17 protein-coding genes and 1 pseudogene are annotated in these 26,043 nt (G+C 75.3%); 12 read left to right on the forward strand and 6 right to left on the reverse strand.

All coding sequences use genetic code 11. From position 1 onward, the window contains the following. The 3 genes from ABD249_RS10535 to ABD249_RS10545 form a co-directional block, all read left to right on the forward strand. Positions 1–608, forward strand: a 608-nt coding sequence (locus ABD249_RS10535) for a YaaA family protein (protein WP_344343299.1), incomplete at its 5' end; no start/stop codon positions are given. A gap of 55 nt (positions 609–663) precedes the next feature. Next, positions 664–1,605 (forward strand): aldo/keto reductase, encoded by a 942-nt coding sequence (locus tag ABD249_RS10540; protein WP_344343301.1) that lies wholly within the window; start codon positions 664–666, stop codon positions 1,603–1,605. A 104-nt stretch (positions 1,606–1,709) separates the two neighbouring features. Next, a complete protein-coding gene (locus tag ABD249_RS10545) occupies positions 1,710–2,729 on the forward strand; it encodes a DUF4192 family protein (RefSeq protein WP_344343303.1) in 1,020 nt (339 codons plus the stop codon). 5 nt (positions 2,730–2,734) lie between these two features. Here ABD249_RS10545 and ABD249_RS10550 read toward each other — a convergent pair whose 3' ends face one another. From ABD249_RS10550 to ABD249_RS10560, 3 genes are all read right to left on the reverse strand, one after another. After that, positions 2,735–4,381, reverse strand: a complete 1,647-nt coding sequence (locus ABD249_RS10550) for a gamma-glutamyltransferase family protein (protein WP_425546327.1) — start codon at positions 4,379–4,381, stop codon at positions 2,735–2,737. Positions 4,382–4,457: 76 nt separating this feature from the next. Beyond that, a complete protein-coding gene (locus ABD249_RS10555) occupies positions 4,458–5,834 on the reverse strand; it encodes an aspartate aminotransferase family protein (protein ID WP_344343307.1) in 1,377 nt (458 codons plus the stop codon). A 7-nt stretch (positions 5,835–5,841) separates the two neighbouring features. After that, positions 5,842–6,306 carry an Lrp/AsnC family transcriptional regulator gene (locus ABD249_RS10560; RefSeq protein WP_344343309.1) on the reverse strand — a complete coding sequence of 155 codons (465 nt, stop codon included), beginning with the start codon at positions 6,304–6,306 and terminating at the stop codon, positions 5,842–5,844. Positions 6,307–6,447: 141 nt separating this feature from the next. Between ABD249_RS10560 and ABD249_RS10565 the strand changes: the two genes are divergently transcribed. From ABD249_RS10565 to ABD249_RS10595, 7 genes are all read left to right on the forward strand, one after another. Beyond that, positions 6,448–7,278, forward strand: a complete 831-nt coding sequence (locus ABD249_RS10565) for a PP2C family protein-serine/threonine phosphatase (RefSeq protein WP_344343311.1) — start codon at positions 6,448–6,450, stop codon at positions 7,276–7,278. A 1-nt stretch (position 7,279) separates the two neighbouring features. Next, a complete protein-coding gene (locus ABD249_RS10570; RefSeq protein WP_344343313.1) occupies positions 7,280–8,638 on the forward strand; it encodes a serine/threonine-protein kinase in 1,359 nt (452 codons plus the stop codon). Then, entirely contained in the window at positions 8,635–14,382 is a 5,748-nt protein-coding gene (locus ABD249_RS10575; protein ID WP_344343315.1) for an Ig-like domain-containing protein, read from the forward strand. The genes ABD249_RS10570 and ABD249_RS10575 overlap by 4 nt, the downstream gene beginning before the upstream one ends. Positions 14,383–14,390: 8 nt before the next feature. After that, complete coding sequence (locus ABD249_RS10580; protein ID WP_344343317.1) at positions 14,391–15,356, forward strand: AAA family ATPase; 966 nt, start codon at positions 14,391–14,393, stop codon at positions 15,354–15,356. Beyond that, on the forward strand, positions 15,353–16,534 hold the full coding sequence (locus ABD249_RS10585; RefSeq protein WP_344343319.1) for a DUF58 domain-containing protein: 1,182 nt from the start codon (positions 15,353–15,355) through the stop codon (positions 16,532–16,534). Before ABD249_RS10580 ends, ABD249_RS10585 begins: the two co-directional genes overlap by 4 nt. A 13-nt stretch (positions 16,535–16,547) precedes the next feature. Next, positions 16,548–18,689 carry a transglutaminase domain-containing protein gene (locus tag ABD249_RS10590; protein ID WP_344343321.1) on the forward strand — a complete coding sequence of 714 codons (2,142 nt, stop codon included), beginning with the start codon at positions 16,548–16,550 and terminating at the stop codon, positions 18,687–18,689. A gap of 78 nt (positions 18,690–18,767) precedes the next feature. Beyond that, positions 18,768–21,419 (forward strand): FtsK/SpoIIIE domain-containing protein, encoded by a 2,652-nt coding sequence (locus tag ABD249_RS10595; protein WP_344343323.1) that lies wholly within the window; start codon positions 18,768–18,770, stop codon positions 21,417–21,419. Here ABD249_RS10595 and solA read toward each other — a convergent pair. Then, positions 21,416–22,537: an N-methyl-L-tryptophan oxidase gene (gene solA / locus ABD249_RS10600; protein WP_344343325.1), complete on the reverse strand. Its 1,122-nt coding sequence runs from the start codon at positions 22,535–22,537 to the stop codon at positions 21,416–21,418. The two genes, ABD249_RS10595 and solA, sit on opposite strands and share 4 nt — an antisense overlap. After that, the gene (locus ABD249_RS10605) at positions 22,537–23,856 is read right to left on the reverse strand and encodes an aminotransferase class III-fold pyridoxal phosphate-dependent enzyme (protein WP_344343327.1); all 1,320 of its coding nucleotides are present in this window, start codon (positions 23,854–23,856) and stop codon (positions 22,537–22,539) included. The genes solA and ABD249_RS10605 overlap by 1 nt, the downstream gene beginning before the upstream one ends. Positions 23,857–23,914: 58 nt before the next feature. Between ABD249_RS10605 and ABD249_RS10610 the strand changes: the two genes are divergently transcribed. Further along, positions 23,915–24,409 carry an OsmC family protein gene (locus ABD249_RS10610; protein ID WP_344343329.1) on the forward strand — a complete coding sequence of 165 codons (495 nt, stop codon included), beginning with the start codon at positions 23,915–23,917 and terminating at the stop codon, positions 24,407–24,409. After that, positions 24,406–25,494, forward strand: a complete 1,089-nt coding sequence (gene dxr / locus ABD249_RS10615) for a 1-deoxy-D-xylulose-5-phosphate reductoisomerase (RefSeq protein ID WP_344343331.1) — start codon at positions 24,406–24,408, stop codon at positions 25,492–25,494. The genes ABD249_RS10610 and dxr overlap by 4 nt, the downstream gene beginning before the upstream one ends. 12 nt (positions 25,495–25,506) lie before the next feature. Here the strand turns inward: dxr and ABD249_RS10620 are convergent. Beyond that, positions 25,507–26,043, reverse strand: a pseudogene (locus ABD249_RS10620) (CHAP domain-containing protein); the annotation flags it as partial.

The following is a 26,043-nucleotide window of genomic DNA, read 5'->3' on the forward strand; positions in this document are numbered from 1 at the left end:
GCGAACGCGTCCTCGAGGCGACGATCGCGAAGGCGATGGCCGCCGCGCCCGCGCCGACGCCCGCGCGCCAGCGATGGATCGACGACGACCGTGCGCTGCGCGCGTCACCGACCATGCCGGCGATCGAGCGGTACGAGGGCGTGCTCTACGACGCGCTCGACGCCCGCGACCTCGCGGAGCCTGCGCGCGCATGGGTGGACGCGCACGTCGTCGTGGCCTCCGCGCTCTGGGGTCTCGTGCGCGCCGACGACGCCATCCCGTCGTACCGCTGCTCGTCGTCGGAGCTCACGGGGCCGCTGCGCGGCGTGTGGCGCGATGCGGGTGCGCAGCTGCAGGGCCAGGCCGTCGTCGACCTGCGCTCGAAGGCGTACGCCGACCTCGCTCCCGTCGCCGGCGCGATCGCGGTCGACGTCGTCGGCGAGGACGGCGCGGCCCTCAACCACTGGAACAAGCACGGCAAGGGCGCGCTCGTGCGACGCATGGCACGCGACGGCGTCGAGGCGACGTCGGCGGCCGAGCTCGCCGCATGGGCGGACGAGGCGGGCGTGCGCCTCAGGCTCGTCGCCGACGACCGGCTCGAGCTCACGGCGACGGCCGCGGGGCTGTGAGCGGCGTCCGCTGACAGCGCGACCGGCGCTCCGGCGCCGCGGCTAGGCTGGAGCGATGCGTCGCACGCTCGGAACCAGTGACATCGTCGTGAGCCAGGTCGGCCTCGGGCTCAACAACCTGGGACGCCCGGGCACGGCCACGGAGGAGCAGGCCGGCACCGACCGCCTCGTCCATGCGGCGATCGACCACGGCATCACGCTGCTCGACACCGCCGACATGTACGGCGTGCCGCCGACGACGAGCGAGACGCTGCTCGGCAACGCGCTGCAGGGCAAGCGCGACCAGGTCGTGCTCGCGACGAAGTGGGGCCACCAGTCCTTCGACGTCCCGGGTGCCGAGGACTGGGGTCCGAAGGGCGCGCGCCGATACATCCGCAACGCGGTCGACGCCTCGCTCACGCGCCTGCAGACCGACTGGATCGACCTGTACCAGCTGCACACGCCCGATCCGTCGACGCCGATCGCGACGACGATCGACGCGCTCGACGAGCTCGTCGAGGCGGGCAAGATCCGCGCCTACGGCCATTCGAACCTGTCGGGCGCGCAGATCCGCGAGGCGGCGGCGGTCGAGACGCCGAACGGCTTCGTGACCGCGCAGGACGAGTACAGCCTGCTCGCGCGCGGCGTCGAGGCAGAGGTGCTGCCCGCGGCTCGCGAGGCGCGGCTCGGCTTCCTGCCGTACTTCCCGCTGTCCAACGGCCTGCTGAGCGGCAAGTACACGCGCACCGACCAGCCGGAGGACGGCAGGCTCACGCGCATCAAGCCGCAGCTGCTCGAGGGCGTCGACTGGACGCTGCTCGAGGAGTACGACCGGGTCGCGCGCGACGCCGGGCTCACGATGCTCGAGGCGACGTTCGCGTGGCTCCTCGCGCAGGAGCCGGTCGTCTCGGTGATCGCGGGGGCGACGAAGCCCGAGCAGGTCGCGCAGAACGTCGCGGCGGGCGAGGCGCGCATGGGCACCGACGTCGTCGCCGCGATCTCCGACCTCTTCTCCTAGCCGGACGCCCTCGCGGGTCGCGCGCGTCCCTCACAGGGGCGCCGCGGCTCATGGTCGTCGTCCGGGCGCGGATCGCGTGGGCGCCCGACGGCAGGGTCTCGGGCATGCAGATCGTCCACGCCTCGTCGCCCCAGCAGCTCCTCCTCGCGCTCCCGCACCTCGCCGGTGCCGCGATCGCGCGATCGGTCGTCCTCGTGCCGTTCCACGGCACCCGCACGGGGATGGCGCTGCGCTGCGACATCCCGCACGTCGCGCGCGCCGCCCTGCCCGAGTGGGCCGACCAGGTGGTCGGCGCCGTCGTCGACGTCGAGCCGGACGCGGTCGCCATCGTGATCGTGAGCGACGCCGCGATCGGTGCGGGCGCCCTGCCGCATCGCGCCGTCGCCCGTGCCCTCGTCGCCGCCGCGCGCCGTGCGGCGCTGCCCGTGCGCGCGCGGCTGTGCCAGGCGGCCGACGCGTGGGGGGACTACGCGACGCCCGAGCGTGCGCGCGGCCCGCTCGCCGAGCTCGACGTCACCGACGGCCTGCCGTTCCTCGCCCCCGTGCCCGCACCGCGCGTGCCCGAGCCCGCGTCGCCGACGCGGCGCCTCGCCGTCCTGCACGCGCTCGAGGAGGTCGCGGCCTCGGGCGCCATGTGCGCCGCGCTGCACGATCCCGTCGTGCCGGTCGAGCTCGCGCTGCACGCCGCCGTCCTCGCGCCCGATCGTGCGGCGACGGTGCTCGCGCTCGTGCAGGATCCCTCCATCCGCGACGCGACGACGTGCCAGCTGCTCGATGGGCTCGCCGCAGGCGTCGAGGCGCATGCGCTGCAGCAGGGCGAGCCGTCGGACGCCGAGCCCGCGCGGCTGCTCGGCGTCGGCCCCGCGCCGGATCGCGCGCGCGTCGAGCGAGGCGTCGGCCTCCTCGAGCGGCTCGTGGCGCTCGCGCCCGACGGCATGCGCGCCGCGCCGCTCGTCATGCTCGCGACGCTGCACTGGCTGCTCGGGCGCTCCGGCACGGCGGCGGCGTGCGTCGAGGCCGCCCTGCAGGACGACCCGGAGCAGGGCATGGCGCTGCTGCTCGCGACCGTGCTGCACGCGGGCCTGCTGCCCGAGTGGGTCGCGGCCGAGCGGTCGGTCGCGTGACGCCCTCAGCGCACGACGGCGTAGCCCTGCTCGCCGCGCGCGTTGGCGGCCGCGCGCACCGAGCCGTCCGGCGCCCGGCTCGCGAGGCTCAGGCGACCGAGGCTCCAGTCGCCCGTGTCGGTCACGCGGTGCCCGCGACGGCGCAGGTCGTCGATGACGTCGGCGCCGAGGCGCGACTCGACGTGGAGCCCGCCGGGCTCCCACACGCGCGGGTCGAACGACGAGACGAGGTGGGTCGTGTGCCATGCGGGAGCGTCGATCGCGGCCTGCGGATCGAGGCCCAGCACGCCCATGCCGAGCAGCATCGACAGCTGCCACGAGTCCTGCTGGTCCCCGCCGGGGGTGCCGAAGGCCTCGACCGTGCCGTCGTCGTGGAGCGCCATCGACGGCGAGAGCGTCGTGCGGGGTCGGATGCCGGGCGCCATCGACGTCGTGAGGCCCTCCTCGAGCCACAGCATCTGCGCCCGCGTGCCGAGGCAGAACCCGAGGCCGTCGATCGTGGGGCTCGACTGCAGCCAGCCGCCGCTCGGGGTCGCCGAGACGACCATGCCGTCGCGGTCGACGACGTCGAGGTGGCACGTGTCGCCGCGCGTGGGCTCGCCGGCGCCCGCGGCGCGCGACGCGCCCTCGACCTCGACGACCGGCATGCGAGGCTCGCCGCGCAGCGCGCCGGGGCGCAGCTCGAGGGAGGCCGTGTCGCCGATGAGCGCGCGTCGCGCCGCGAGGTACGGCTCGTCGAGCAGGCCCGAGAGGTCGGCGCCGTCGCCGAACCAGGCGTCGCGGTCGGCGAAGGCGAGCTTCGCCGCCTCGGTCGCGAGATGGACGAGGTCGGCGTCGAAGCGGTCCGCCCGCGTCGGCAGGAGGGGCTCCAGGATGCCGAGCTGCGCGAGCAGCGCCGGGCCCTGCGTCCACGCGCCGCACTTCAGGACGCGGCGGCCGCGCCAGTCGAGCGCGAGCGGCGCCTCCCACGTCGGCCGCCAGGCGGCCATGTCCTCGCCCCGCAGCAGGCCGGGGTGGGCGTCGCCCGTCGCATCGACGACGGCGATGCGCGAGTGCCGGTCGATCGCCTCGGCGACGAAGCCCTCGCTCCAGGCGGCGAGCGCCGCGTCGCACGCGGCCTCGCGACCGAGGCCGGCGCCCGCGTCGACGAGCGTGCGGTACGTCGCCGCGAGCTGCGGCATGCGGATGCGCTGCCACGCCTCGGGCACGCCGTCGGCGAGCCACTGCGCGGCCGACGTCGGCCAGTCGCGCTCGAAGCGGTCGGCGCTCGCCGCGATCGTCGCGGCGACGCGCGGCAGGACGTGGTGACCGCGGTCGGCGAGGTCGATCGCGAACGCGAGCACGTCGGCCGGCGTCCACGTGCCGAGGTCGCGCAGCAGCGTGAGCCACGCGGGCACGGCGCCCGGCACGACGGCCGCGAGCGGACCCGTGCCCGGCACGTGGTCGACGCCGAGGTCGCGGTGCGCCGCGATCGTCGCCGCCGCGGGCGTGACGCCCTGCCCGCACAGGACGCGCGGCTCGGAGCCGGGCACGTGGACGATCGCGGGCAGGTCGCCGCCGGGGCCGTTGAGGTGCGGCTCGACGACGTGCAGCACGAAGCCCGCGGCGACCGCCGCGTCGGCGGCGTTGCCCCCGCGCTCGAGCACGGCCATGCCCGCGCTCGAGGCGAGCCAGTGCGTGGAGGCGACGGCGCCGAAGGTGCCGTGGAGGTCGGGCCTCGTGCGCACGCTAGAGCTGCCCCTGCGCGCGGGTGAGGACGTCGCGGAGGATCTCGGTGATCTCGCCGAACTCGGGCTCGCCGATGGTGAGGGGAGGCGCGAGCTGGATCACGGGGTCGCCGCGATCGTCGGCGCGGCAGTACAGCCCCGCCTCCCACAGCTCCTTCGAGAGGAAGCCGCGCAGCAGGCGCTCGGACTCGGGGCCGTCGAACGACTCCTTCGTCTGCTTGTCCTTCACGAGCTCGATGCCGAAGAAGTAGCCCTCGCCGCGCACGTCGCCCACGATGTCGAGGTCGAGCAGCGTCTCGAGCGACGAGCGGAAGGCGGGGGAGAGGGTGCGGACCCGCTCGAGCAGCCCCTCGTCCTCGAACAGGTCGAGGTTGGCGTTCGCGACGGCGGTCGAGACCGGGTGGCCGCCGAACGTGTAGCCGTGGCTGAACATGGCGTCGGCGTGCCGGAACGGCTCGTAGACGCGGTCGCTGACGATGGTGCCGCCGAGCGGCGAGTAGCCGCTCGTCACGGCCTTCGCGAACGTGATCATGTCCGGCTCGAAGCCGTACGCGTCGCAGGCGAACATGTGCCCGATGCGGCCGAAGGCGCAGATGACCTCGTCGCTCACGAGCAGCACGTCGTGCCGGTCGCAGATCTCGCGCACGCGCTGGAAGTACCCGGGCGGGGGCGGGAAGCAGCCGCCGGCGTTCTGCACGGGCTCGAGGAAGACGGCCGCGACGGTCTCGGGGCCCTCGAACTGGATCATCTCCTCGATGCGGTCGGCGGCCCAGATGCCGAACTCCTCGTCGGTGGTGCCGGCGAAGCCCGACTCCTCGGCGCGGTAGCGGTTCGTGTTCGGCACGCGGAAGGTGCCCGGCACGAGCGGCTCGAACATCTGCTTCGCCGACGGGATGCCCGTGATCGCGAGCGCGCCCTGCGTCGTGCCGTGGTAGGCCACCGCGCGCGAGATGACCTTGTGCTTCATGGGCTTGCCCTGGATGCGCCAGAACTGCTTCGCGAGCTTGAAGGCGGTCTCGACCGCCTCGCCGCCGGACGACGAGAAGAAGACGTGGTCGAGGCTGCCGGGCGCGTACGACGCGAGGCGGTCGGCGAGCTCGATCGCCGGCGGATGCGCGTACGACCACAGCGGGAAGAAGGCGAGCTCCTTCGCCTGCCGCGCGGCGGCGTCCGCGAGCGACTCGCGCCCGTGGCCCGCCGCGACGACGAACAGGCCCGCGAGCCCGTCGATGTAGCGGCGTCCGGCGTCGTCGAAGATGTGGTGGCCCTCGCCCTTGACGATGATGGGCGTCTGCCCCGCCTCGATCGCCGACTGGCGCGCGAAGTGCATCCAGAGGTGGTCGGCGGCCTTCGCCTGCAGCCCGGTGAGCTCGTGCATGATCCTCCTAGCGGGTGCCCCAGTCGTAGCGCTGCTCGACGAGGCGCATGTACAGGAACGTCTCGGTGGCGGCGACGCCCTCGATGGTGCGGACATGGGTGTTGAGCAGCTCGATGAGCGCGTCGTCGTCCTCGCAGACGACCTCCGCGATCACGTCGAACGAGCCTGCGGTGAGCACGACGTAGTCGATCTGGGGGAGTGCCGCGAGCGTCTCGGCGACCATGACGGTGTCGCCGTGGACGCGCAGGCCCACCATCGCCTGCCTGCGGAAGCCCAGCTGCAGCGGGTCGGTCACGGCGACGATCTGCATGACGCCCGACTCGGTGAGGCGCTGCACGCGCTGGCGCACGGCGGCCTCGCTCAGGCCGACCTCGCGACCGATGTCGGCGTACGACCGGCGACCGTCGCGCTGGAGCCGCTCGATGATCGCCTTCGACACGTCGTCGAGCCCGGGATTCCTGCGATCGGCCATGGACAACGATCCTGGCCGACCCAGGCCGATGCTGCAAGGGATTCCGTCGTCGGGATGCGGCGGCATCCACGGATTCCGTCGCCGACGCCGCCCTGGGGAGCGCGCACGCGCACGCGCCCCGCATCTGGGAGACTGGTCCGTGTGACGCACATCGGAGCGCCTGTCGGCGAGCACACGGGCCAGGGGCCGGCGAGCCAGACGTTCCAGGTCCGCTGGGCCGGCACGACCGACGTCGGCCTGCGCCGGGCGCACAACGAGGACAGCCTCGTGACCCAGCCCCCCGTGTTCGCCATCGCCGACGGCATGGGCGGCCACTCGCACGGCGACATCGCGAGCCGCGTCGTCGTCGAGCGTCTCGGCGAGCTCGGCGGACGCGAGCGCGTCGAGCCCGCGGACGTCGTCGAGGCGCTGCGCGAGGCGACGGCCGACATCGCGCGCCAGGCGGGCGACGCCGACGCGGGCACCGGCACGACCGTGACGGGCTGCGCCTTCGCCGAGCACGACGGCGAGCCGTACTTCGCGATCTTCAACGTCGGCGACTCGCGCACCTACGCGATGCTCGGCGAGCGGCTCACGCGCATCACCGTCGACCACTCGGTCGTGCAGGAGCTCGTCGACGCCGGCCTCCTCGCGGAGGACGAGGCCGAGTCGCACCCGGAGGCGAACGTCGTCACGCGGGCCGTCGGCTTCAACGCCGATCCCGTGCCGGACTACTTCCTGCTGCCGATCATGCCGAGGCTGCGCCTCCTCGTGTGCTCCGACGGGCTCACGAAGGAGATCACGGACGTCGAGATCGAGCGCATCCTCGGCGAGCACGAGGAGCCCCACGCCGCGTGCGAGGCGCTCGTCGACGCCGCGCTCGACGCGGGCGGCCGCGACAACGTGACGGTCGTCGTCGTCGACGTGCTCCGCGCGCCCGAGGTCGAGGACGTCGACCGCACCGTGCCCCGGGCGACGCTCCGCGAGGACTGACATGGCCGCCAGGCTGCCGTCGTCGCCTCCGGTGCTGCCTGGGTTCACGCACGTCCACATCCTGGGCAAGGGCGGGTTCGCCGACGTCTTCCTGTACGAGCAGAACCTGCCGCGGCGCCCCGTCGCCGTGAAGGTCATGCACGCCGACCTCGTCGACGATCGCGTCCGCAGCGCGTTCCGGTCCGAGGTCAACCTCATGGGCAGGCTCAGCGCCCATCCCTCGATCCTCTCCGTCCACTCGGCGAGCGTGTCGGCCGACGGCAGGCCGTACCTCGTCATGGAGCTCTGCTCGACGGAGATCGGCGACCGGTTCCGCGAGCGCCCCTTCGAGCTCGACGAGGCGCTCGAGGTCGTCGTCCGCATCGGCGGCGCGCTCGAGACGGCGCACCGGGCGGGGACGCTCCACCGCGACGTCAAGCCCGCCAACATCCTCACGACCGCGTTCGGGCATCCCGTGCTGTCGGACTTCGGCATCGCGGCGAACATGCACCTGGGCGATCACGAGGCCGAGGGCGTCTCGGTGCCGTGGTCGGCCCCCGAGGTGCTGCGCGACGAGACGGCGGGCACCGTCGCGAGCGAGGTGTGGTCGTTCGGCGCCACGCTCTACTCGCTCGTCGCCGGCCGCAGCCCCGCCGAGATCCGCGGCGGCCGCAACGGCACCGACGAGCTCACGGCCCGCATCCTCGCGCACGACATCCAGCCGTTCGACGTCGACGCCCCCGAGGCGCTGCGCGCCGTCGTGCGGAAGGCGCTCGCGAAGGATCCCGCCGACCGGTACCACGCCATCCTGCCGATGGTCGAGGACCTGCAGGCGGTCCAGCTCGAGATGGGGGTGCCCGTCACGCCGATCGACCTCCAGGAGCGTCCCTGGTCGCGCGACGTCGAGGGGGCCGCCGACGAGCCTCGCGAGGAGGAGCTGCCGTTGCGGGCGCGCGCCGCTCGCAGGCGGGCGCCGATGCGCGGCGCCCAGCAGATCGACATCTCGTCGTCGACGCAGGCGGCGCCGCCGCCGTCGCGGCGCGGCCTCGTCTCGGTGCTCGCGGGCGCCGCGACGGCCGTCGTGCTGGGCGCGGTCGCGGTCGTCGCCGTGGCGGTCACGACCATCCAGGGCACCGTGCCCGTCGTCGACGAGGTCGTCGCCGAGCCCGTCGACGGCGGCGTCGCCTTCACGTGGGACGACCCCGGGCTCGTCGACGCCGACTCCTACCTCGTGACGACCGCCTCGGGCGACGCCGTCATCCAGCGCGGCTCGACCTTCCGCCTGTCCGGCGCGACCGGCGACGAGCTGTGCATCACGGTCGCCGTGAACCGCGACGGGCGCTCGGGCGACGCCGCCGAGGCGTGCGGGGAGGTGCCGTGAGCCGGGCGACCCGCATCGGCGGCATCGCGCTCGGCGGCGCGCTCGCCGTCGCCGTCGTGGCCGCGGCGAGCCTGTGGCAGGGCAACGCGGCGCTCGATCCCGACCTCGACGCCTCGAGCGTGTGGGTCGCGAACGCCTCGGCGGACCTCGTGGGGGTCGTGAACACGCAGACCGACGAGCTCGAGTCGATCGTCGCGCCAGGAGGGGCGGCGAGCGAGGTCGTGCAGGGCGCGGGCGGCGTCGTCGTCGTCGACCGGGCGGCGAGCGTGCTGCGCACGATCGACCCCGCGACGCTCGAGCGCGGGCCCGCCGTGCTCGTGCCGTCGGGGTCCGACGTCCAGGTGTCGGGCGCCGCGGTGTCGATCGTCGCGCCGTCGAGCGGCGACGTCTGGGTCACGGACGTGGAGGCGCTCGAGCGCGGCGAGGAGCTCGGCGAGCCCGTGGTGCAGCTCGGTCGCGGCACGGTCGCGGCGCTGACCTCGTCGGTGCTCTTCGCGGCCTCGCCGGGGCTCGGTCGCGTGCTCGAGATCGACGTCGCGTCGGGCGAGACGCTCGCGACGTCGGATGCGCCGATGTCGCCCGACGAGCCGAGCCTGCAGCTCACGGCCGTCGGATCGCGATGGGTGCTGCTCGACACGACGTCGAACGTGCTCTCGAGCGGCGGCTGGCAGGTGCGCCTCGACGCCGAGTCGGCGACGCTGCAGCTGCCCGGTCCCGCGTCGGGGCGCGTGCTCGTCGCGACGCAGGAGGGCATCGAGGCCCACGAGCTCGGCGTGCAGTCGGTCGAGGTCGAGGTCGCGGGCGTCGAGGGCCAGCCCTCGAGGCCGCTCGTGCGCGACGGCTGCGTGTTCGGGGCGTGGTCGTCCGGCACCGCATGGCGCGGATGCGGCGACGGCGAGGGCGCCGCGCTCGACCTCGACGGCGTGCAGACGGGTGCGACGCTCGAGCTCGCCGCGCACGGCGACGCCGTCGTGCTCTCGGACGCGTCGACGGGCGACGCGTGGACGATCGGACGCGACGGCGCGCTCGTCGACGACTGGTCGCTGCCGGCGCCGCCCGAGGAGGCGCCCGGTGGCGAGGAGCCCGACGACCCGGGCGCGGGCGCGGACGATCCCGAGCAGCTGCCGCCCGTCGCCGTCGACGACGAGCTCGGTGCGCGTCCGGGCGAGGTCGTGCTCCTGCGCGTGCTCGAGAACGACTCGGATCCGAACGGCGACGTGCTCACGGTCGTCGACGTGCAGGGCGATCCTGCCGCGTCGATCGCGCGCGACGGCCGCAGCATCCGCCTCGCGCTGCCCGCCGACGCCTCCGGCACGCTCTCGCTGCAGTACCGCATCTCGGACGGCGCGGGCGGCGAGGACGTCGCGACCGCGACGGTCGCGGTGCGCACGCCGCTCGAGGACGAGCCGCCGGCGCCGCAGCGCTCCGCGTCCGTCGACGTCGCGCCCGGCGAGACCGTCGTCCTCGACGCCTTCGAGCACTGGGTCGATCCCGACGGCGACGCGCTCGTGCTCGTCGACGCCTCGAGCGACGCCGGCGACGTCGTGCGCTTCCGGCCCGACGGCCGCATCGAGGTCACCGACGGCGGCGCGGGCACGGTGCGCGACCTCGCCATCGCCGTCTCCGACGGCGCGTCCGTCGTGCGTGGCAGCATCGGCCTCGTGCCCGTCGAGGAGCCGCCGCTCGTCGCCGGCACCGTGACGGCCACGACGCGCGTCGGCCAGACCGCGGTGCTCGAGCCGCTGCTCTCGGCGCGCGGCGGCAGCACGATCGAGCTGCACAACGTCACGGGACCTGCGGGCGTCGTCGCCGCGAGCTACGTCGACGACACGATCACGGTGACGCCGGACGCCGTCGGCACCGTCGTCTTCACGTACGTCGTGAGCGACGGCTCGGCGATCGCGACGGGGCAGGTGCGCGTGCAGGTGCTGCCGGCCGTCGACGCCTCGACGCCGCCGCGGCCGACGCAGCACGCCGTCGGGGTGCTCGCGGGCGGCGCGGTCGAGGTGCCGATCGCTGACCTCGACGCGGACCCGTCGGGCGGCGTGCTCGTCGTGACGGGCGCGCGGGCCGACGACGATGTCGTGCGCGTCGACGTCGTCGACCAGGAGCGCGTGCGCATCGAGCTCGCAGGTCCGCTCGAGGGTGCGGCCACCGTGCGCTACGGCATCTCGAACGGCGTCTCGAGCGCCGAGGGCACGATCGCGGTCGTCGAGCGCGACGCCGCGATGCAGGCGCCCATCGCCCGCGACGACGCCGTGCGAGTCCAGCCGGGCGGCGCGGTCGACGTGCCCGTGCTGACGAACGACGAGCATCCCGACGGCGCGCCGCTCGAGCTCGTGGGCGAGCTCGTCGAGCCGGCGGCCGTCGGCCTCGCCTTCGTCGACGGCGACCGACTCCGCTACGTCGCGCCGAGCGAGCCGGGCGAGGTGGAGGTGACCTACGAGGTCCGCGGACCCGACGGGCAGAGCGCGTTCGCGACGGTGCGGATCGTCGTCGCCGACTCGGACGCCGCGACGAACGTCGCCCCCGCGCCCCCGACGGTCGACGCGCGCGTCGTCGCCGGCGAGACCGTGGACATCCCCATCGACCTCACGACGGCCGACCCGAACGGCGACGGCGTCTCGCTCGTGGGCCTGTCGACGCCGGCGAGCCTCGGCAGCGTCACGATCGTCGACGGCGGCACGCTGCGGTACGAGGCGGGCGGCTACTCGGCGGGCACCGAGACGCTCACGTACGTCGTCGCCGACGACCTGGGCGCGCAGGCGAGCGGCGTCGTGCGCATCGGCGTCGCCGCGCCCGACGTCGCGGCGGCCCCGCCGGTCGCCGAGCCCGACGTCGTCGAGCTGCAGCCGGGCACGACGCAGACGGTCGACGTGCTCGCGAACGACCTCGACCCGGCCGGGCTCGCGCTCGACGTCGTCGGGGCCGTCGCGCAGGGCGCGATCCGCGCCGAGGTGCAGGACGGCGAGGTGCTCGTGTCCGCCGGCACCGAGGTCGGCGAGTTCGGCGTCGTCGTGACGATCGAGTCCTCGCGCGGCGCGCAGGCCGTCGGCTGGCTGCGCGTCATCGTCGACGAGGACGCCGAGCCGCCCGCGCCGCGCGCGCAGGACGTACGCGTGCCCGTCACGACGATCCTCGACCGGGCGGAGGTCGTCGTCGAGCCGATGGATGCCGTGACGGTCGCCGACGGCGCGATCGAGCAGCTCGAGGTGACGCTGCCGCTCGACGTCGACGGCGCGTCGCTCGCCGCCGACGGCTCGCTGCGGGTCGAGGTGCGCCCCGCGACGCGCATCGTGCCGTACACGGTGACGCGCGAGGACACGGGGGCGTCGGCATCGGCCCTCGTCGTCGTGCCGGGCACCCAGGACGCGCTGCCGCAGCTGCGCCCCGACGCGCCGCCCATCGTCGTGGCCTCGGGCGAGACGATCGAGATCGACATCGACGACCACGTCGTCGCGGTCGACGGCGATCCCGTCGTGCTCACCGACGCCTCGACCGTGCGCGCCGAGCACTCCGACGACGGCCAGCCCGTCGTCGACTCCGGCACGCTGCGCTTCACGTCGGCGCCGGGCTTCTTCGGCTTCGCGAGCATCGCCTTCGAGGTCACCGACGGCGACTCGCCGAGCGATCCCGAGGGGCGCGTCGCGCCCATCGTGCTGCCGATCGTCGTCGAGCCCGGCGAGGGGCTCCCGGGCCGCGTCCTCGGCACGACGGTGCAGCTCGAGCAGGGCGGCACGCGCGAGCTCGACCTCGCGCGCATCACCACGGCGCCCGATCCCGCGCTCGTCGCGCGGTTCGACTGGTCGCTCGGCGCCATCCCCGAGGGGTTCACGGCGGCGATCGTCGGATCGACGCTGACGATCGGCGCGGCGCCCGGCGTCGACGTGGGCACGATCGGGAGCCTCGAGGTCGGGGTGTCCGGCCCGAACGGCGAGGGCGTGCCCGGCGAGCTGCGCCTGCAGACCATCTCGTCGACGCGCCCGCTCGCGCAGCCGCAGCCCGACCGCGTCGAGGTGCGGCGCGGCGGCTCGGCGAGCGTCGACCTGCTCGCGAACGACGAGGCCACGAACCCGTTCCCCGGCACGCCCCTCGCGCTCGCCGCGGTCGACCAGGCCACCGCGCCGCTCGGCGTCTCGGTGCAGCGCGACCCCGGCTCGAGCGCCGTGACCGTGCAGGCCTCGGATCTCGCGCAGGTCGGCACGACGACCATCCGCTACCAGGTGCTCGACGAGACCCTGGATCCGCGGCGCGCGGTGTGGAGCACGCTCACGATCGTCGTCCACGACGTGCCCGACCGGCCGGCACCGCCGACGCAGGCCGCCGACGTCCACGTCGACGGCGGCCTCGTCGTGCGCATCACGCCGCCCGGCGACGGCAACAGCCCCATCCTCGGCTACACGCTGCTCGGGCCCGGCGGGTACCGCCACGAGTGCGCGCCCGCGGCGACGTGCACGCTCACCGACCTCCCGGTCGGCGTCGACGTGCGGCTCCAGGTCGTCGCGCGCAACGCCGTCGGCGCGAGCCAGCCGTCGTCGCCGTCCGAGCCCATGCACGCCGACCGGCTCCCCGCGCCCGTCACGGGCGTCTCGGCCACGCCGACGTCGACCGCGGGCGCGACGATCGTGCGCTGGCAGCCGGCGACGACCCCCGCGGGCGCCTCGGGCATCACGGGCTACCTCGTGCGGGTGCAGGGGCCCGGCGTCGACGTCGTGCAGCGGCTCGACGCCGCAGCGCGGGAGTCGATCGTCGCCGGGCTGCAGCCGGGCCAGGCGTACCGCGTCGACGTCGCCGCCACGAACGCCGCGGGCGTCGCCGACGAGGCGTGGCGGTGGTCGACGCCGCTCGACTTCACCGCCGTCGGGCCTCCCGGCCAGACGACGGTGCTGCTGACGGGCTACGACGAGTCGCAGAGCCGAGCGACGGTCACGTGGGCGGCACCTTCGACGGGCGGCGCCGCGCTGCGCTACCGCATCGCGACCGTCCCCGAGGGCCAGACGCCGGCCGCGTGCGCGCCCGGAGGCGGCGGTGGCGCCGAGACCTCGGGCACCGCGACGGTGCGCTCGGGCCAGCGCCTGCAGGTCGTCGTCATCGCCGACAACGGCTGGTTCTGCTCCTCGTCGGTGAGCCAGGTCGTCTACGGCGTGCCCGCGCGCGTCGACGCCTCGGCCGTCGCCGTCGGCACGACCCAGGCGGGCGGCCGCGGCGCGCTCGACGTCGCGATCACGCGCGCCGACCTCGGCGCGGGGCTGCGGCTGCAGGCGCGCCTCGTGAGCGGCGGCACCACGAGCGGCTGGGTCGACGTCGCCGCGTCGCCGTCGACCTCCGCGCCCGCATTCCTCACGCCGCAGCCGCTGCCGGTGTCGTACGGGCAGTCGTACCGCGTGGAGGTGCGGCAGTGCGCCTCGAACGGCGGGCAGCCCACCTGCAGCGCGCCGACGGCCGTCGGCGGCGAGGTCACGCCGCTCGCGCTCGCGGCGACCGTGCAGCGCTGCAGCACGGCGCAGCAGCCGCTCGTCGTCGCGCTGCCGTCCAACACGGGCGGCTGGACGTCGTCGGCCTCCGTGCGCTTCCGCTCGAGCCCCAACGGCCCGTGGTCCGACGCCCAGCCGTACGTCCCCGGCGAGACGCCCGTGCCCTTCGGCACGACCCAGGTCGAGGTGACGGGGCAGGTAGCCTCGTCAGGACTCAGCGGCGAGACCGTCGAGCACGCCACCCCCACCATCGCCGCATGCCAGATCTAGGAGCGTCCATGACCGACGACGGCGTGACCGCCATCCGCGAGCTCGGCGACCGCATGGCCGAGGCGATCGAGCCCGTGCTCGTCGGCAAGTCGCACGTCGTGCGGCTCGCGCTCGCGGCCATGCTCTCCGGCGGCCACCTGCTCGTCGAGGACAACCCGGGCACCGGCAAGACCTCCCTCGCGCGCGCCCTCGCCGCCTGCATCTCGGGCTCGGCCTCGCGCATCCAGTTCACGCCCGACCTCCTGCCCGGCGACATCACGGGCGTGAGCATCTGGGACCAGTCGACCGGCACCTTCACCTTCCACGAGGGACCCGTCTTCGCGAACATCGTGCTCGCCGACGAGATCAACCGCGCGAGCCCCAAGACGCAGTCGGCGATGCTCGAGGTCATGCAGGAGGGCCGCGTCACGGTCGACGGCAAGCCCAACGCCGTGCCGACGCCGTTCATGGTCGTCGCGACGCAGAACCCCATCGAGCAGTCCGGCACGTACCGCCTGCCCGAGGCGCAGCTCGACCGCTTCGCGCTGCGCACCTCCGTCGGCTACCCCGACCACGCCTCGACGCTGCGCATCCTCGAGGGCTCGGCCGATCCCGTCGACCCGTCGTCGCTCGCGCCCGTCGTCGACACCGCGACGCTGCAGCGGCACATCGCCGCCGTCACGCGCGTGCACGTGGACGCCGCGGTCGCCGACTACGTCGCGCGCATCGTCGAGGCGACGAGGCAGTCGGGGGAGGTGCGCCTGGGCGTCAGCGTGCGCGGCGCGCTCTCGCTCGTGCGCACGGCCCGCGCGTACGCGGCGCTCGACGGCCGCGACTACGTCACGCCCGACGACATCAAGGCGCTCGTGATCCCGGTGCTGGGCCACCGCATCGTGCTCGAGCCCGAGGCCGAGCTCGACGGCATCACGCAGGAGACGATCCTGCAGCAGCTCATGCTCTCGACGTCGCCGCCGAGAGGGCGCGGCGGCTCGTGATCGAGCGGCTGCGACGCGCCTCGCGGGTCGTCACCGGCTGGGGCTGGACGCTCGTGGGCGTCGCCGTCGTGGGCGGCGTGCTCGGCGTCGTGCTCGGCTGGGCCGAGCTCGTCGTCGCCGCGTCGGCCGCGCTCGTGCTCGTGCTCGCGGCCGTGCCGTGGATCGTCGGGCAGCGCGACGTCGACGTGCGCCTGGCGCTCTCGGCCGAGCGCGTGCCCGTCGGGCAGAGCGCGCACGCGACCCTCGTCGTCCGCAGGCCGGGGCGCGTCTTCGCGCCGCGCGCGGTCGACGTGCTCGTCGGCGACGTCACGTACCGCCTCGACCTGCCGCGCCTGGGCACGGGCGACGAGACGACGCAGCGCATCGTGCTCGACACGCGCAGGCGCGGCCGCGTCGTCGTCGGCCCCGCGACCGTGCTGCGCACCGATCCGTTCGGCATCCTCGAGCGCACCCACGTCCTGACGCTCGCGGCCGAGCTCGTCGTGCATCCGCGCCTCGCGCGCATCCCGGCCGTCGCCGCCGGCCTCGTGCGCGACCTCGAGGGGGAGGCGTCGGCCGAGCTCACGGCCGACGACGTCGCCTTCCACAGCCTGCGCGACTACCACCCGGGCGACGAGCCGCGGCACGTGCACTGGCGCTCGACGGCGCGCACGGGGCAGCTGCTCGTGCGCCAGTTCGAGCCGTCGAAGCGCAGCGACACCCTCGTGTGCGTCTCGACGTGCGACGACGACTACGGCGCGGACGACTTCGAGCTCGCGCTCGAGGTCGTCGCGACCATCGCGACGGGGGCCATCGCCGAGCGGCGCCGCGTGCGCGTCGTCGAGAGCCCGACGACGGGCAGGCTCGACCCCGCACCCGTCGACGCTCGCACGCGCGACCGCCTGCTCGACGGCCTCACGGACCTCTCGACGGATCGACGCCTCGGCATCGTCGACGTCGTGCGCTCGGTCGCGCTGTCGCCGCAGGCGTCGGTCGCCTGGATCGTCGTGGGCAGCGCAGCGCCGCCGAGGAGGATCCGGGAGGCCGCGGGCCTCCTGCCGCCCGACGTCGCCCCCATCGTGCTGCGCGCCGACGCGCTCGCGCCGCCGTCGGTCGGCAGGCTCGCGCGCGTGCCCGTGCTGACGATCGGGCTGCTCGAGGACCTCGCCCGCGGCCTGCGATCGGAGTCGCTCGCATGACGGGGGTGCCGACGTGACGCAGTGGCGGCTCGCGGCGCTCACGACGAGCGTCCTCGCCATCCTCGCCGCATGCCTGCCCATGGGGGCGCTCTTCGGGTCGACGCGCATCGTGCCGGTCGTCGCGACGGCGCTGCTCGTCGGCACGGGCATCGCGCTGCTGGGCTGGTGGCGGCGGTGGCCGGCGCTCTGGCTCATCCTCGTCGGCATCGCCGCGTTCCTCGTCGTCGCCCCACCGCTCGCCGCGCCGGAGGCGCTCGCGGGCATCCTGCCGACCTTCGACGCGTACGGCATCGTGGTGCCCGCCATCTGGCAGTCGTGGCGCGACATCCTCACGATCGCGCCGCCCGTGGGCGTCGGCAGCGGCGTGCTCGTCGCGCCGCTCCTGCTCGTGCTGGTCGGCAGCGCGATCTCGGGATCCGTCGTGCTGCGCGTCCACCGCGCCGAGCTCGCGGGCATCGTGCCGGTCGCGATCGCGGCGTGGACGATCCTCTTCGGTCCTGCGAAGCCGTGGGAGCCCGTGCTCCACGCCGTGCTCGTCATGTCGCTCGTCGTCGCGCTCGTGTCGATCGTGCGGCAGGCCCGACGTCGGCGCGCGGCGCCGAGGACCCTCTCGACGCTGTGGCGTCGCACGGTCGCCTCGCTCACCGTCGCGGCGGCCGCGATCGCGTGCGGCGTCGTCGGCGGCGCCGTGTCGCTCGGCGATCGCGTCGTCCTGCGCTCCGAGCCCGTCGCGCTCGACACGAGCGACCTCGCGAGCCCGCTGTCGGCCTTCCGAGCGTCGCACGCGCCCGAGCGTCGCGACGAGACGGTCGTCGTCGCGACGGGCATGCGGTCGGGCGATCGGCTCGTCGTCGCGGTCCTCGACGCCTACGACGGCGTCGTCGCGGGCATCGGCGACGCGGCGTTCGTGCGCATGCCCGCCGTGCCGCCCGCGGGCGAGGACGTGCTCGGCGTCACGGTGCAGGACCTCGACGGCACCTGGGTGCCGCACGTCGGGACGCCCGAGAACGTCGGCTTCGTCGGTGCGCGGGCACCGCAGCTGCAGGCCACCCTGCACGTCGACGCGGACACGGGCGACCTGCTCGCGACCGCGGGCCTCGAGGAGGGCGACGCCTACGAGGTGGCCTTCGCGCGCGACGCCCCCGTCGAGGACCTCGCCGCGCTCACGCCCGCCGGCGCACCGCGCCTCGACGTCGTGCCGCCGGCCGACGCCGTCACCTGGCTGTCGGGGTGGACGGAGGACGCGTCGACGCCGGGGGAGCGCCTCGCGGGGCTCGTGGCGGGCCTCGCGAGCGACGGCTACCTCAGCCATGGCACCGAGGGCGAGCCCGCGAGCCGCGCCGGCCACTCGCTCGCGCGCGTCGCGGAGCTCTTCGACGGCGTCATGGTCGGGGACGGCGAGCAGTACGCCGTGACGGCGGCGCTGCTCGCCGAGCAGCTCGGCTTCCCCGCGCGCATCGTCGTCGGGTACGTGCCCGACGTCGTCGACGGCGCACCGACCTCCGTCGTCGCGGGCGACCTCGACGCCTGGATCGAGGTGTCGACGCAGGAGGCCGGATGGGTCACGGTGCCGGTCACGCCCGACGCGCGGCCGATCCCCGAGGAGGAGGCGACGGCCCCGAGGCCCTCGACGCAGCCGCAGCCGCCCGCCGGCCCCGTGCTGCCCGAGGGCGGCCAGGATCGCGGCGAGCAGCCCGCCGACCCCGTGCAGCCGCCGGCGCAGGACATGGAGGACCGCACGCTCGCGACCGTCCTCGGCATCCTCGCGCTCACGCTCGGTGGGATGCTCCTGCTCGCCTCGCCCGTGCTCGGCATCCTCGGCGCGAAGCTCGTGCGTCGCCGCCGACGTCGCCTCGCGCCATCGAGCGCCGACCGCGTGGACGGCGCATGGAGGGAGTTCGTCGACGCCGCGGTGGATCGCGGCAGACGCGGCCAGGCGGGCGCGACGAGGCTCGAGTACGCGCGCGACGACGGCGAGACGGGGTTCGCGCGCACGATCGACGCCGCGATGTTCGGCCGTGCCGCGCCCGACGACGCCGCCGTGGACGCCGCGTGGGCGCAGGGCGCGGATCTCGTGGCCGGGCTCGACCGCGACCGGTCGCGCATCGAGCGCGTCCGCGCGCGCCTCTCGCTGCGGTCGCTGCTGCGGCGCTGAGTCCCGCACAGCCCCGTCGCGTCCACACGGCGTGCGCCGTCCGGCCGCCCACGGCGACCGCGGCGCGAGGGTGGGACGGTGCGCGATCGACTCCAGCTCCCCCTGCCACCCGCCGAGCCGCCCGCCCCGTCGTTCCCGGTGCTCGCGAGCCTCGCGCCGATCGTGGGCGCCGGCGCGCTGTGGCTCGTGACGCAGCTGTCGACGATGCTGCTGCTCGCCCTGCTCGGGCCGGTCATCGCGCTCGCGAGCCTCGGAGACGGCCGACTGCAGCGTCGGCGAGCCCTGCGGCGCGAGGCAGCCCGCTTCGCCCGCGAGTGCGACGCCCTCGACGAGCGCATCGTCGCGGCGCATGCCGACGAGGCCCGGGCGCTCGCGCTCGCGCATCCCGACGCCCGCGCGTGCGCCGTCGCCCCCGTCAACGACCCGCACCGGTGGCGGCACGAGGAGGGCGATCCCGTGCCGGTCGCGCTCGGCGTGGGCGCCGTGCCGTCCGCGGCGGCGCTCGAGGGGAACGCGCAGCCGCAGCCGCCCGCCGTGCAGGCGAGGATCGACGCGCTGCGCGCCCACGCCGGGCACGTCGACGCACCGCTCGTCGTCGACGCGCGCCTCGGCGTCGGCCTCGTCGCAGGTCCGGGCGTCGGCGACGCGCACGTGCGCAGCCTCGCGCTGCAGGTCCTCGCGCGCCTGCCGCCGCACGCCGCGCGCGTCGTCGTCGAGGCCGACGCGTCCTGGGCGTGGATCGACGCCGTGCCGCATCGCGTCGATCGCAGCCTCGACGCTCGGCGCACGCTCGTGCGCGTGCTCGCCGACGGCGCCGAGGTGACGCTCGCCGCCGCGCCCACGGCGGAGGCGCTGCCGCGCGACTGCCGCGTCGTCGTCGACGCCGCGCTCGACGTCGTGCGACTGGGGGAGCGATCGGCGACGCCGTCGCTCGTCTCGGTGCGCGAGGCCGCGCGCGCGGCATCGCGCCTCGCCACGGCCGCCGACGAGGCGGGGCTCGGCGGCCAGGCGGCGCTGCCGACGCTCGTGCGGCTCGCGGACCTCGCGCAGGACGCGCCGGGCGTCCTGCCCGCGACCTTCCTCGCCGGGCCGCTGCCGATCGCGATCGACCTCGCCGTCGACGGGCCGCATGCCGTCGTCGGCGGCACGACGGGGTCCGGCAAGAGCGAGCTGCTCCTGGCGTGGATCGCGGCGCTCGCCCGCCGGCACGACCCGAGCGAGCTCGCCGTGCTCCTCGTCGACTTCAAGGGCGGCGCGTCGTTCGCGGCGCTGCGCGGCCTGCGCCACTGCGTGGGCGTCGTCACCGACCTCGACGAGCACGGTGCCGCGAGGGCGATCGAGAGCCTGCGTGCCGAGATCCGCCACCGGGAGCGCGCGCTGCAGGCGCAGGGCGCACGATCGATCGAGGAGGCGTCGGGCCTCGGGCGGCTCGTGATCGTCGTCGACGAGTTCGCGGCGATGCTCCACGAGCTGCCGGACCTCCTGCGGCTCTTCACGGACGTCGCGGCGCGCGGACGCAGCCTCGGCATGCACCTCGTCCTGTGCACGCAGCGCCCGGCCGAGGCCGTGCGCGACGGCGTGCTCGCGAACTGCGGCATCCGCATCTCGCTGCGCGTGCCCGACGACGCCGACAGCATCGCCGTCACGGGCGTGCCGGACGCCGCCCGCCTGCGGCTCGACGAGCGCGGTCGCTGCGTCGTGCGCATCGCGGGCCAGGCGACGCTGCACGCGCAGTCCGCCCTCGCCGACGCGGCGCTGCTCGAGCGCGTCGTCGCCGACTCGCACGCGCACGCCGCCCCGCGCAGGCCGTGGTGCGATCCGCTGCCCGCGCGCGTGCGCCCCGCGGACCTGCCGGCGCACGTCGCCGGCGGCACGGGCACCGCCGTCGTGCTCGGCCTCGTCGACCGTCCTGCCGCGCAGCGCATCGACCCGCTCGTGTGGCATCCGGCGTCCGACGGCCCGCTGCTCGTGCTCGGCGCGGCGGCGAGCGGCAAGTCGACGCTCGCCGCGCTGCTCGCGCACGCGGGCGCCGACCTCGTGCGCGACGAGGAGTCGCTGTGGGACGCCGTGCACGAGCCCATCGCGCCGGGCATCCTCGTCGTCGACGACGTCGACGCCCTGCTCGGTCGCCTGGACGACGAGCACGCGCACGAGGTCGCGGCGCTGCTCGCGAGGCGCATGCGCGAGGGGCCGGGGGCAGGGCATGCCGTCGCGCTCACGGCACGCCGCGCGGCGGCGTCGATGGCGCAGCTCGCGCCGCTCGCCGACACGCGCGTGCTGCTGCGGCTCGCGTCGCGGCAGGAGCACGTGCTCGCCGGAGGCACGAACGACCGCTACGACGCGGCGCTCGCACCGGGCGGCGCGTGGGTCGCCGGCGAGCGCGTGCAGCTCGCGATCGACGACCATCCCGTCGCTCCCCGCACGCCCGCGCGGGCGGCGCTGCCCGCGGGGCCCGTCGCGATCGTCGTCGCCTCGCCGCACGACGCTCCGAGCATCCCGGGCGTCACGGGCACGCCTGCAGCGCCCGCCGACGTGACGATCGGCACCGTCGCCGAGTGGGAGGCCGCGTGGGGCGTGCTCGACCGCCTGCGGCAGGATCGGCCGGTCGTCGTGCTCGGCGTCGACGACCGCGCCGTGCGCCAGGTGCTGCGCGGTGCGCCGCTGTCGCCCGTGCTGCGCGGCGCGCCGCGGTGGATGCTCGAGCGCGGCGTCGCCAGCAGGCTCGCCTAGGCGATGGCGCTCGCGTGCCGCGCGGGATCCGCGAACGGCATCGGCACGGTGGGCTCGAGGCCGAGCGCGACCTCCGCGAGGTGCTCGCCGATCGCGGCCGCGTGCTTGAAGCCGTGCCCGTTGCAGCCGCCGCCGACGCTCAGCCGCTCGCCCACGCGGCCGACGACGAACTGGTGGTCGGCGGTGCGGCCGTACATGCACGGGCGCATCGACGTCGGCGTCGGCGCGATGCCCGGCAGCGCGGCGGCCGCGAGGCGCGAGACGAGCGCGCCGTCGAGGGGGTGGGTGCTGCCGACGAGGGCGTCCGGGCGGATGGGGGCGTAGGCGGGGTCGTCGGCGGGGCCGAGCTTCACGAGGCCGCCCTCGAGCGCGCCGTGCCCCCAGATCCATGCGTCGCCGACCGCGACGACCACGACGCCGAGCGCGTCGAGCGCGTGCGCCGCCTCCTCGCCGGGGCGCGGGGCGAACCACGTCACGAGGGTGCGCACGGGCGTCACGTGCAGGTCGGGCACGAGCTCGCCCGTCCATGCCCCGGCGCACACGACGATGTGGTCGAAGCGCTCGGCGCGTCCGTCGACGCGCACGATGCCGTCCGCCGCCTCCGCGACGTCGACGCGCGCGCCCTCGTGCAGCACGGCCCCGAGCGCACGCGCCGCAGCCGCGGCCGCGAGGACGGAGGGCTCGGCCGCGAGGACGCCCGCCTCGGGGTCGAGGATGCCGACCGCGTCGTCGGGGATGCGCAGCATCGGCAGCCGTCGGCGCACGGCATCCGCGTCGAGCAGCGCGTGGTCGACGCCGGTCGCCGCGGCGACCGCGAGCGACTCGCGCACGAGCGCGGAGTCGGCCGGCCCGATCGACACGCCGCCCGTGACGGTGAGGAGCGTCTCGCCGGAGACCCGCTCGAGCTCGCGCCACAGCACGGCGGAGCGCGCCGCGAGCGGCACGAGCCCCGCGTGCTCGACGCACAGGCGACGGTACAGCCGCGTCGAGCCGTGCGACGAGCCGCGATCGTGACCGATGGTGCCGGCCTCGAACCCCACGACGTCGGCGCCCGCGGCCGCGAGCCGCCATGCCGTCATCGCGCCCCATGCCCCGAGGCCGACGACGGCGACGCGCATCACAGGGCCGCGAAGGCCTCGTCGATGACGCCGACGGCGTCGCGCAGCTGCTCGTCGGTGATGGCGAGGCTCGGCAGGAAGCGCAGCACGTTGTAGTCGGTGCCCGCCGTGAGGACGAGGACGCCCTGCTCGCCCGCCGCGCGGGAGATCGGGGCCGTCGGCACCGGGTCGCCCGTCGCCGGGTCGACGAGCTCGATGGCGAGCATCGCACCGTGGCCGCGCACCTCGGCGATGACGTCGTGCTTCGCGGCGAGCTCCTCGAGGAGCGGTCGCAGCACGGTCTCGATGCGCTGCGCCTTGCCGTTGAGGTCCGACGACGCGACCTGCTCGAGGACCGCGACGGCCGCGGCGCACGAGACGGGGTTGCCGCCGAAGGTGCCGCCGATGCCGCCGGTGTGCACGGCGTCCATGATGTCGGCGCGGCCCGTGACGCCCGCGAGCGGCAGGCCGCCCGCGATGCCCTTCGCCGACAGCACGAGGTCCGGCACCCAGCCGAAGTGCTCCGACGCGAAGGTTCGGCCCGTGCGGCACACGCCCGACTGCACCTCGTCGGCGATCATGACGACGCCGTTGGCGGTGCACCACTCCTGCATCGCGGGCAGGTAGCCGTCGGCCGGGACGATGAAGCCGCCCTCGCCCTGGATGGGCTCGACCACGAGGCAGGCGAGGTCCTCGACGCCCACGTGCTTCTCGAGGTACCAGATCGTGCGCTTGGCCGCCGCGGCGCCGTCGAGGCCGTCGCGCAGCGGGTAGGAGCCGGGTGCGTGGAAGATGTCCGACGCGAGCGGCCCCATGCCCGAGGCGTAGGGCGCCGGCTTGAAGTTCATCGTCATCGTGAGGTTCGTGCGGCCGTGGTAGCCGTGCTCGAGCACGGCGACGGCGCGGCGACGCGTGAAGCGACGGGCGATCTTGACGCCGTTCTCGACGGCTTCCGAGCCCGAGTTGACGAAGAACGAGCGCTTCTCGAAGTCGCCGGGGGTGAGCTCGGCGAGCAGCTCGGCCACCCGCACGTACGACTCGTAGGGCGTGGTGCCGAAGAGCGAGTGCGTCAGCCGAGCGACCTGCTCCTGCACGGCGGCGACGACCGCGTCGTTCGTGTGGCCGACGGTTGTGACGCCGATGCCGCAGCCGAGGTCGATGAAGCGGTTGCCGTCGACGTCGGTGATGATCGCGTCGTGCGCCTCGGCGATGAACACGGGCAGCTGGTTCGGCACGCCCTGCGGCACGACCTTCGCCTTGCGTGCGAGCAGCTCCTGGCTGCGCGGACCCGGGATGGGGGTCGTGACGGAGCGGGACTGGGGTGCGAGCACGTCGGTCATACGACGATCGTACGCTCGCGCGAGGGCGACGACCACGGGCCTGGCTAGCCTGGGTGGCATGCGCCATGAGTATCGGGTCGGGGTGGAGTGGACTGGTGCCGGCGGCGTCGGCACCGAGGGCTACCGCTCCTACGTGCGCGACCACGTGATCCGCGTCGACGGGCTGCCCGACATCCTCGGCTCGGCCGATCCGACGTTCCGTGGCGACCGCACGCGGCACAACCCCGAGCAGCTGCTCGTCGCGGCGCTCGCGCAGTGCCACATGCTGTCGTACCTGCACCAGGCCGTCACGCGCGGCGTCGTCGTCACGGCCTACGACGACGTCGCCGAGGGCGTCATGACCACCCAGGGCACGGGCGGCCGCTTCGATCGCGTCGTGCTGCGACCCCGCGTCACGGTCCGCGAGCCGGGCATGGCGGCCGTCGCGCTCGAGGCGCACGCCCAGGCGTCGCGCGACTGCTTCATCGCCGCGTCGGTCGCGTTCCCCGTCGAGCACGCGCCGACGATCTGGCACGACGGCGTGCTCGTGGCGGGGGAGGATCCGCGAGCATGAGGCGCATCCTGCTGCTCGGGTCGACGGGATCGATCGGCACGCAGACGATCGACCTCGTGCGCGCGCATCCGGGCCGCTTCGAGCTCGTCGGGCTCGCGGCCGGCACGGACGCCGACGCGCTCGCGGCGCAGGCGGACGCGCTCGGCGTGCGCGCGACGGCGCTCGGCGGCGCGGATGCCGTGCGGCTCGTCGAGGACGTCGAGTGCGACGTCGTCGTGAACGGCATCACGGGCTCCGCGGGCCTCGCGCCGACGCTCGCGGCGCTCGCAGCCGGGTGCACGCTCGCGCTCGCGAACAAGGAGAGCCTCGTCGCCGGCGGCGGGCTCGTGACGGCGGCCGCGGCGCCCGGCCAGATCGTGCCGGTCGACTCCGAGCACTCGGCGATCGCGCAGTGCCTCGCAGCGGGCCGCGCCGAGGACGTGCGCAGGCTCGTGCTCACGGCGAGCGGCGGGCCGTTCCACGGCTGGGGACGCGAGCGGCTCGCCGACGTCTCGCCCGCCGACGCCCTCGCGCATCCGACCTGGTCGATGGGGCGGGTGATCTCGACGAACTCGGCGACCCTCGTCAACAAGGGCCTCGAGGTCATCGAGGCGCACGTGCTCTTCGGCGTCCCGCTCGACGACGTGGCCGTGACCGTGCATCGCCAGTCGATCGTGCACTCGATGGTGGAGTTCGTCGACGGCTCGACGATCGCGCAGTGCTCGCCGCCGGACATGCGCCTGGCGATCGCCCTCGCGCTCGACTGGCCGACGCGCGTGCCGGGCGCGGTGCCGCCGCTCGACTGGTCGACGGCGTCGACGTGGACGTTCGAGCCCGTCGACGAGGACGGACCGCTCGCCGGCATCCGCATCGCGCGCGAGGCGGCCGCCCTCGGCGCGACGTACCCCGCGGTGCTCAACGCCGCGAACGAGCAGGCCGTGCACGCCTTCCTCGACGGCGAGATCGGCTTCCTCGACATCCTCGCGTCGGTCGAGCGCGTCCTCGAGCGCCACGAGCCGCAGCCGGCGACGCTCGAGGGCGTCCTCGACGCCGAGCGCTGGGCGCGGGCGCTCGCCGACGAGGTGTGCGGGGTGCGGCGGCGCTGACCGCCGCGGGCGTCAGGCGCCGACCTGCGTGACCTCGACGTCGATCCGCGCGGCCTCGAGCGCGGCGACGACGGCGACGGCGTCGTCCCAGTAGGGCTCGTAGTGCAGCGGATCCTGGTTGACCTGCACGGCGTGCGCGACGAGCGTCGGCGCCATGGCGTCGCGCTGCGCGACGTCGTCGAGCGCCTGGTAGAAGAGCACGGCGGAGCCGTAGGCGTCCATGCGGACCTCGTACGGCCCCCAGCTCGTGCGCTGCTGGAAGAGGCCTCGCGAGTCGGGCCCGGCGGCGTCGCCGAAGTCGACGACGACGAGGCTCGACTCGCCCATCGCGGTCATGACGGCGATCGTGCGGTCGCGGTCCGAGAGCCCGAGGTCCTCGCCGGCCTGCAGCACGATGGCGGCGTTGACGAGCTGCTCGCGATCCCAGCCCGCGACGGCGCCGGGCACGTCGCCCGTCACGGTCGCCGTCTGCTCCCACGGCTCGATGCGCGGCTGCAGCGCCCACGCGAGCACGACGATCGCGAGCGTCGCCGCGGCGACGATGCCCGC

Origin of the sequence: Agrococcus versicolor, from assembly GCF_039531815.1 — a bacterium.
Lineage (GTDB): Bacteria > Actinomycetota > Actinomycetes > Actinomycetales > Microbacteriaceae > Agrococcus > Agrococcus versicolor.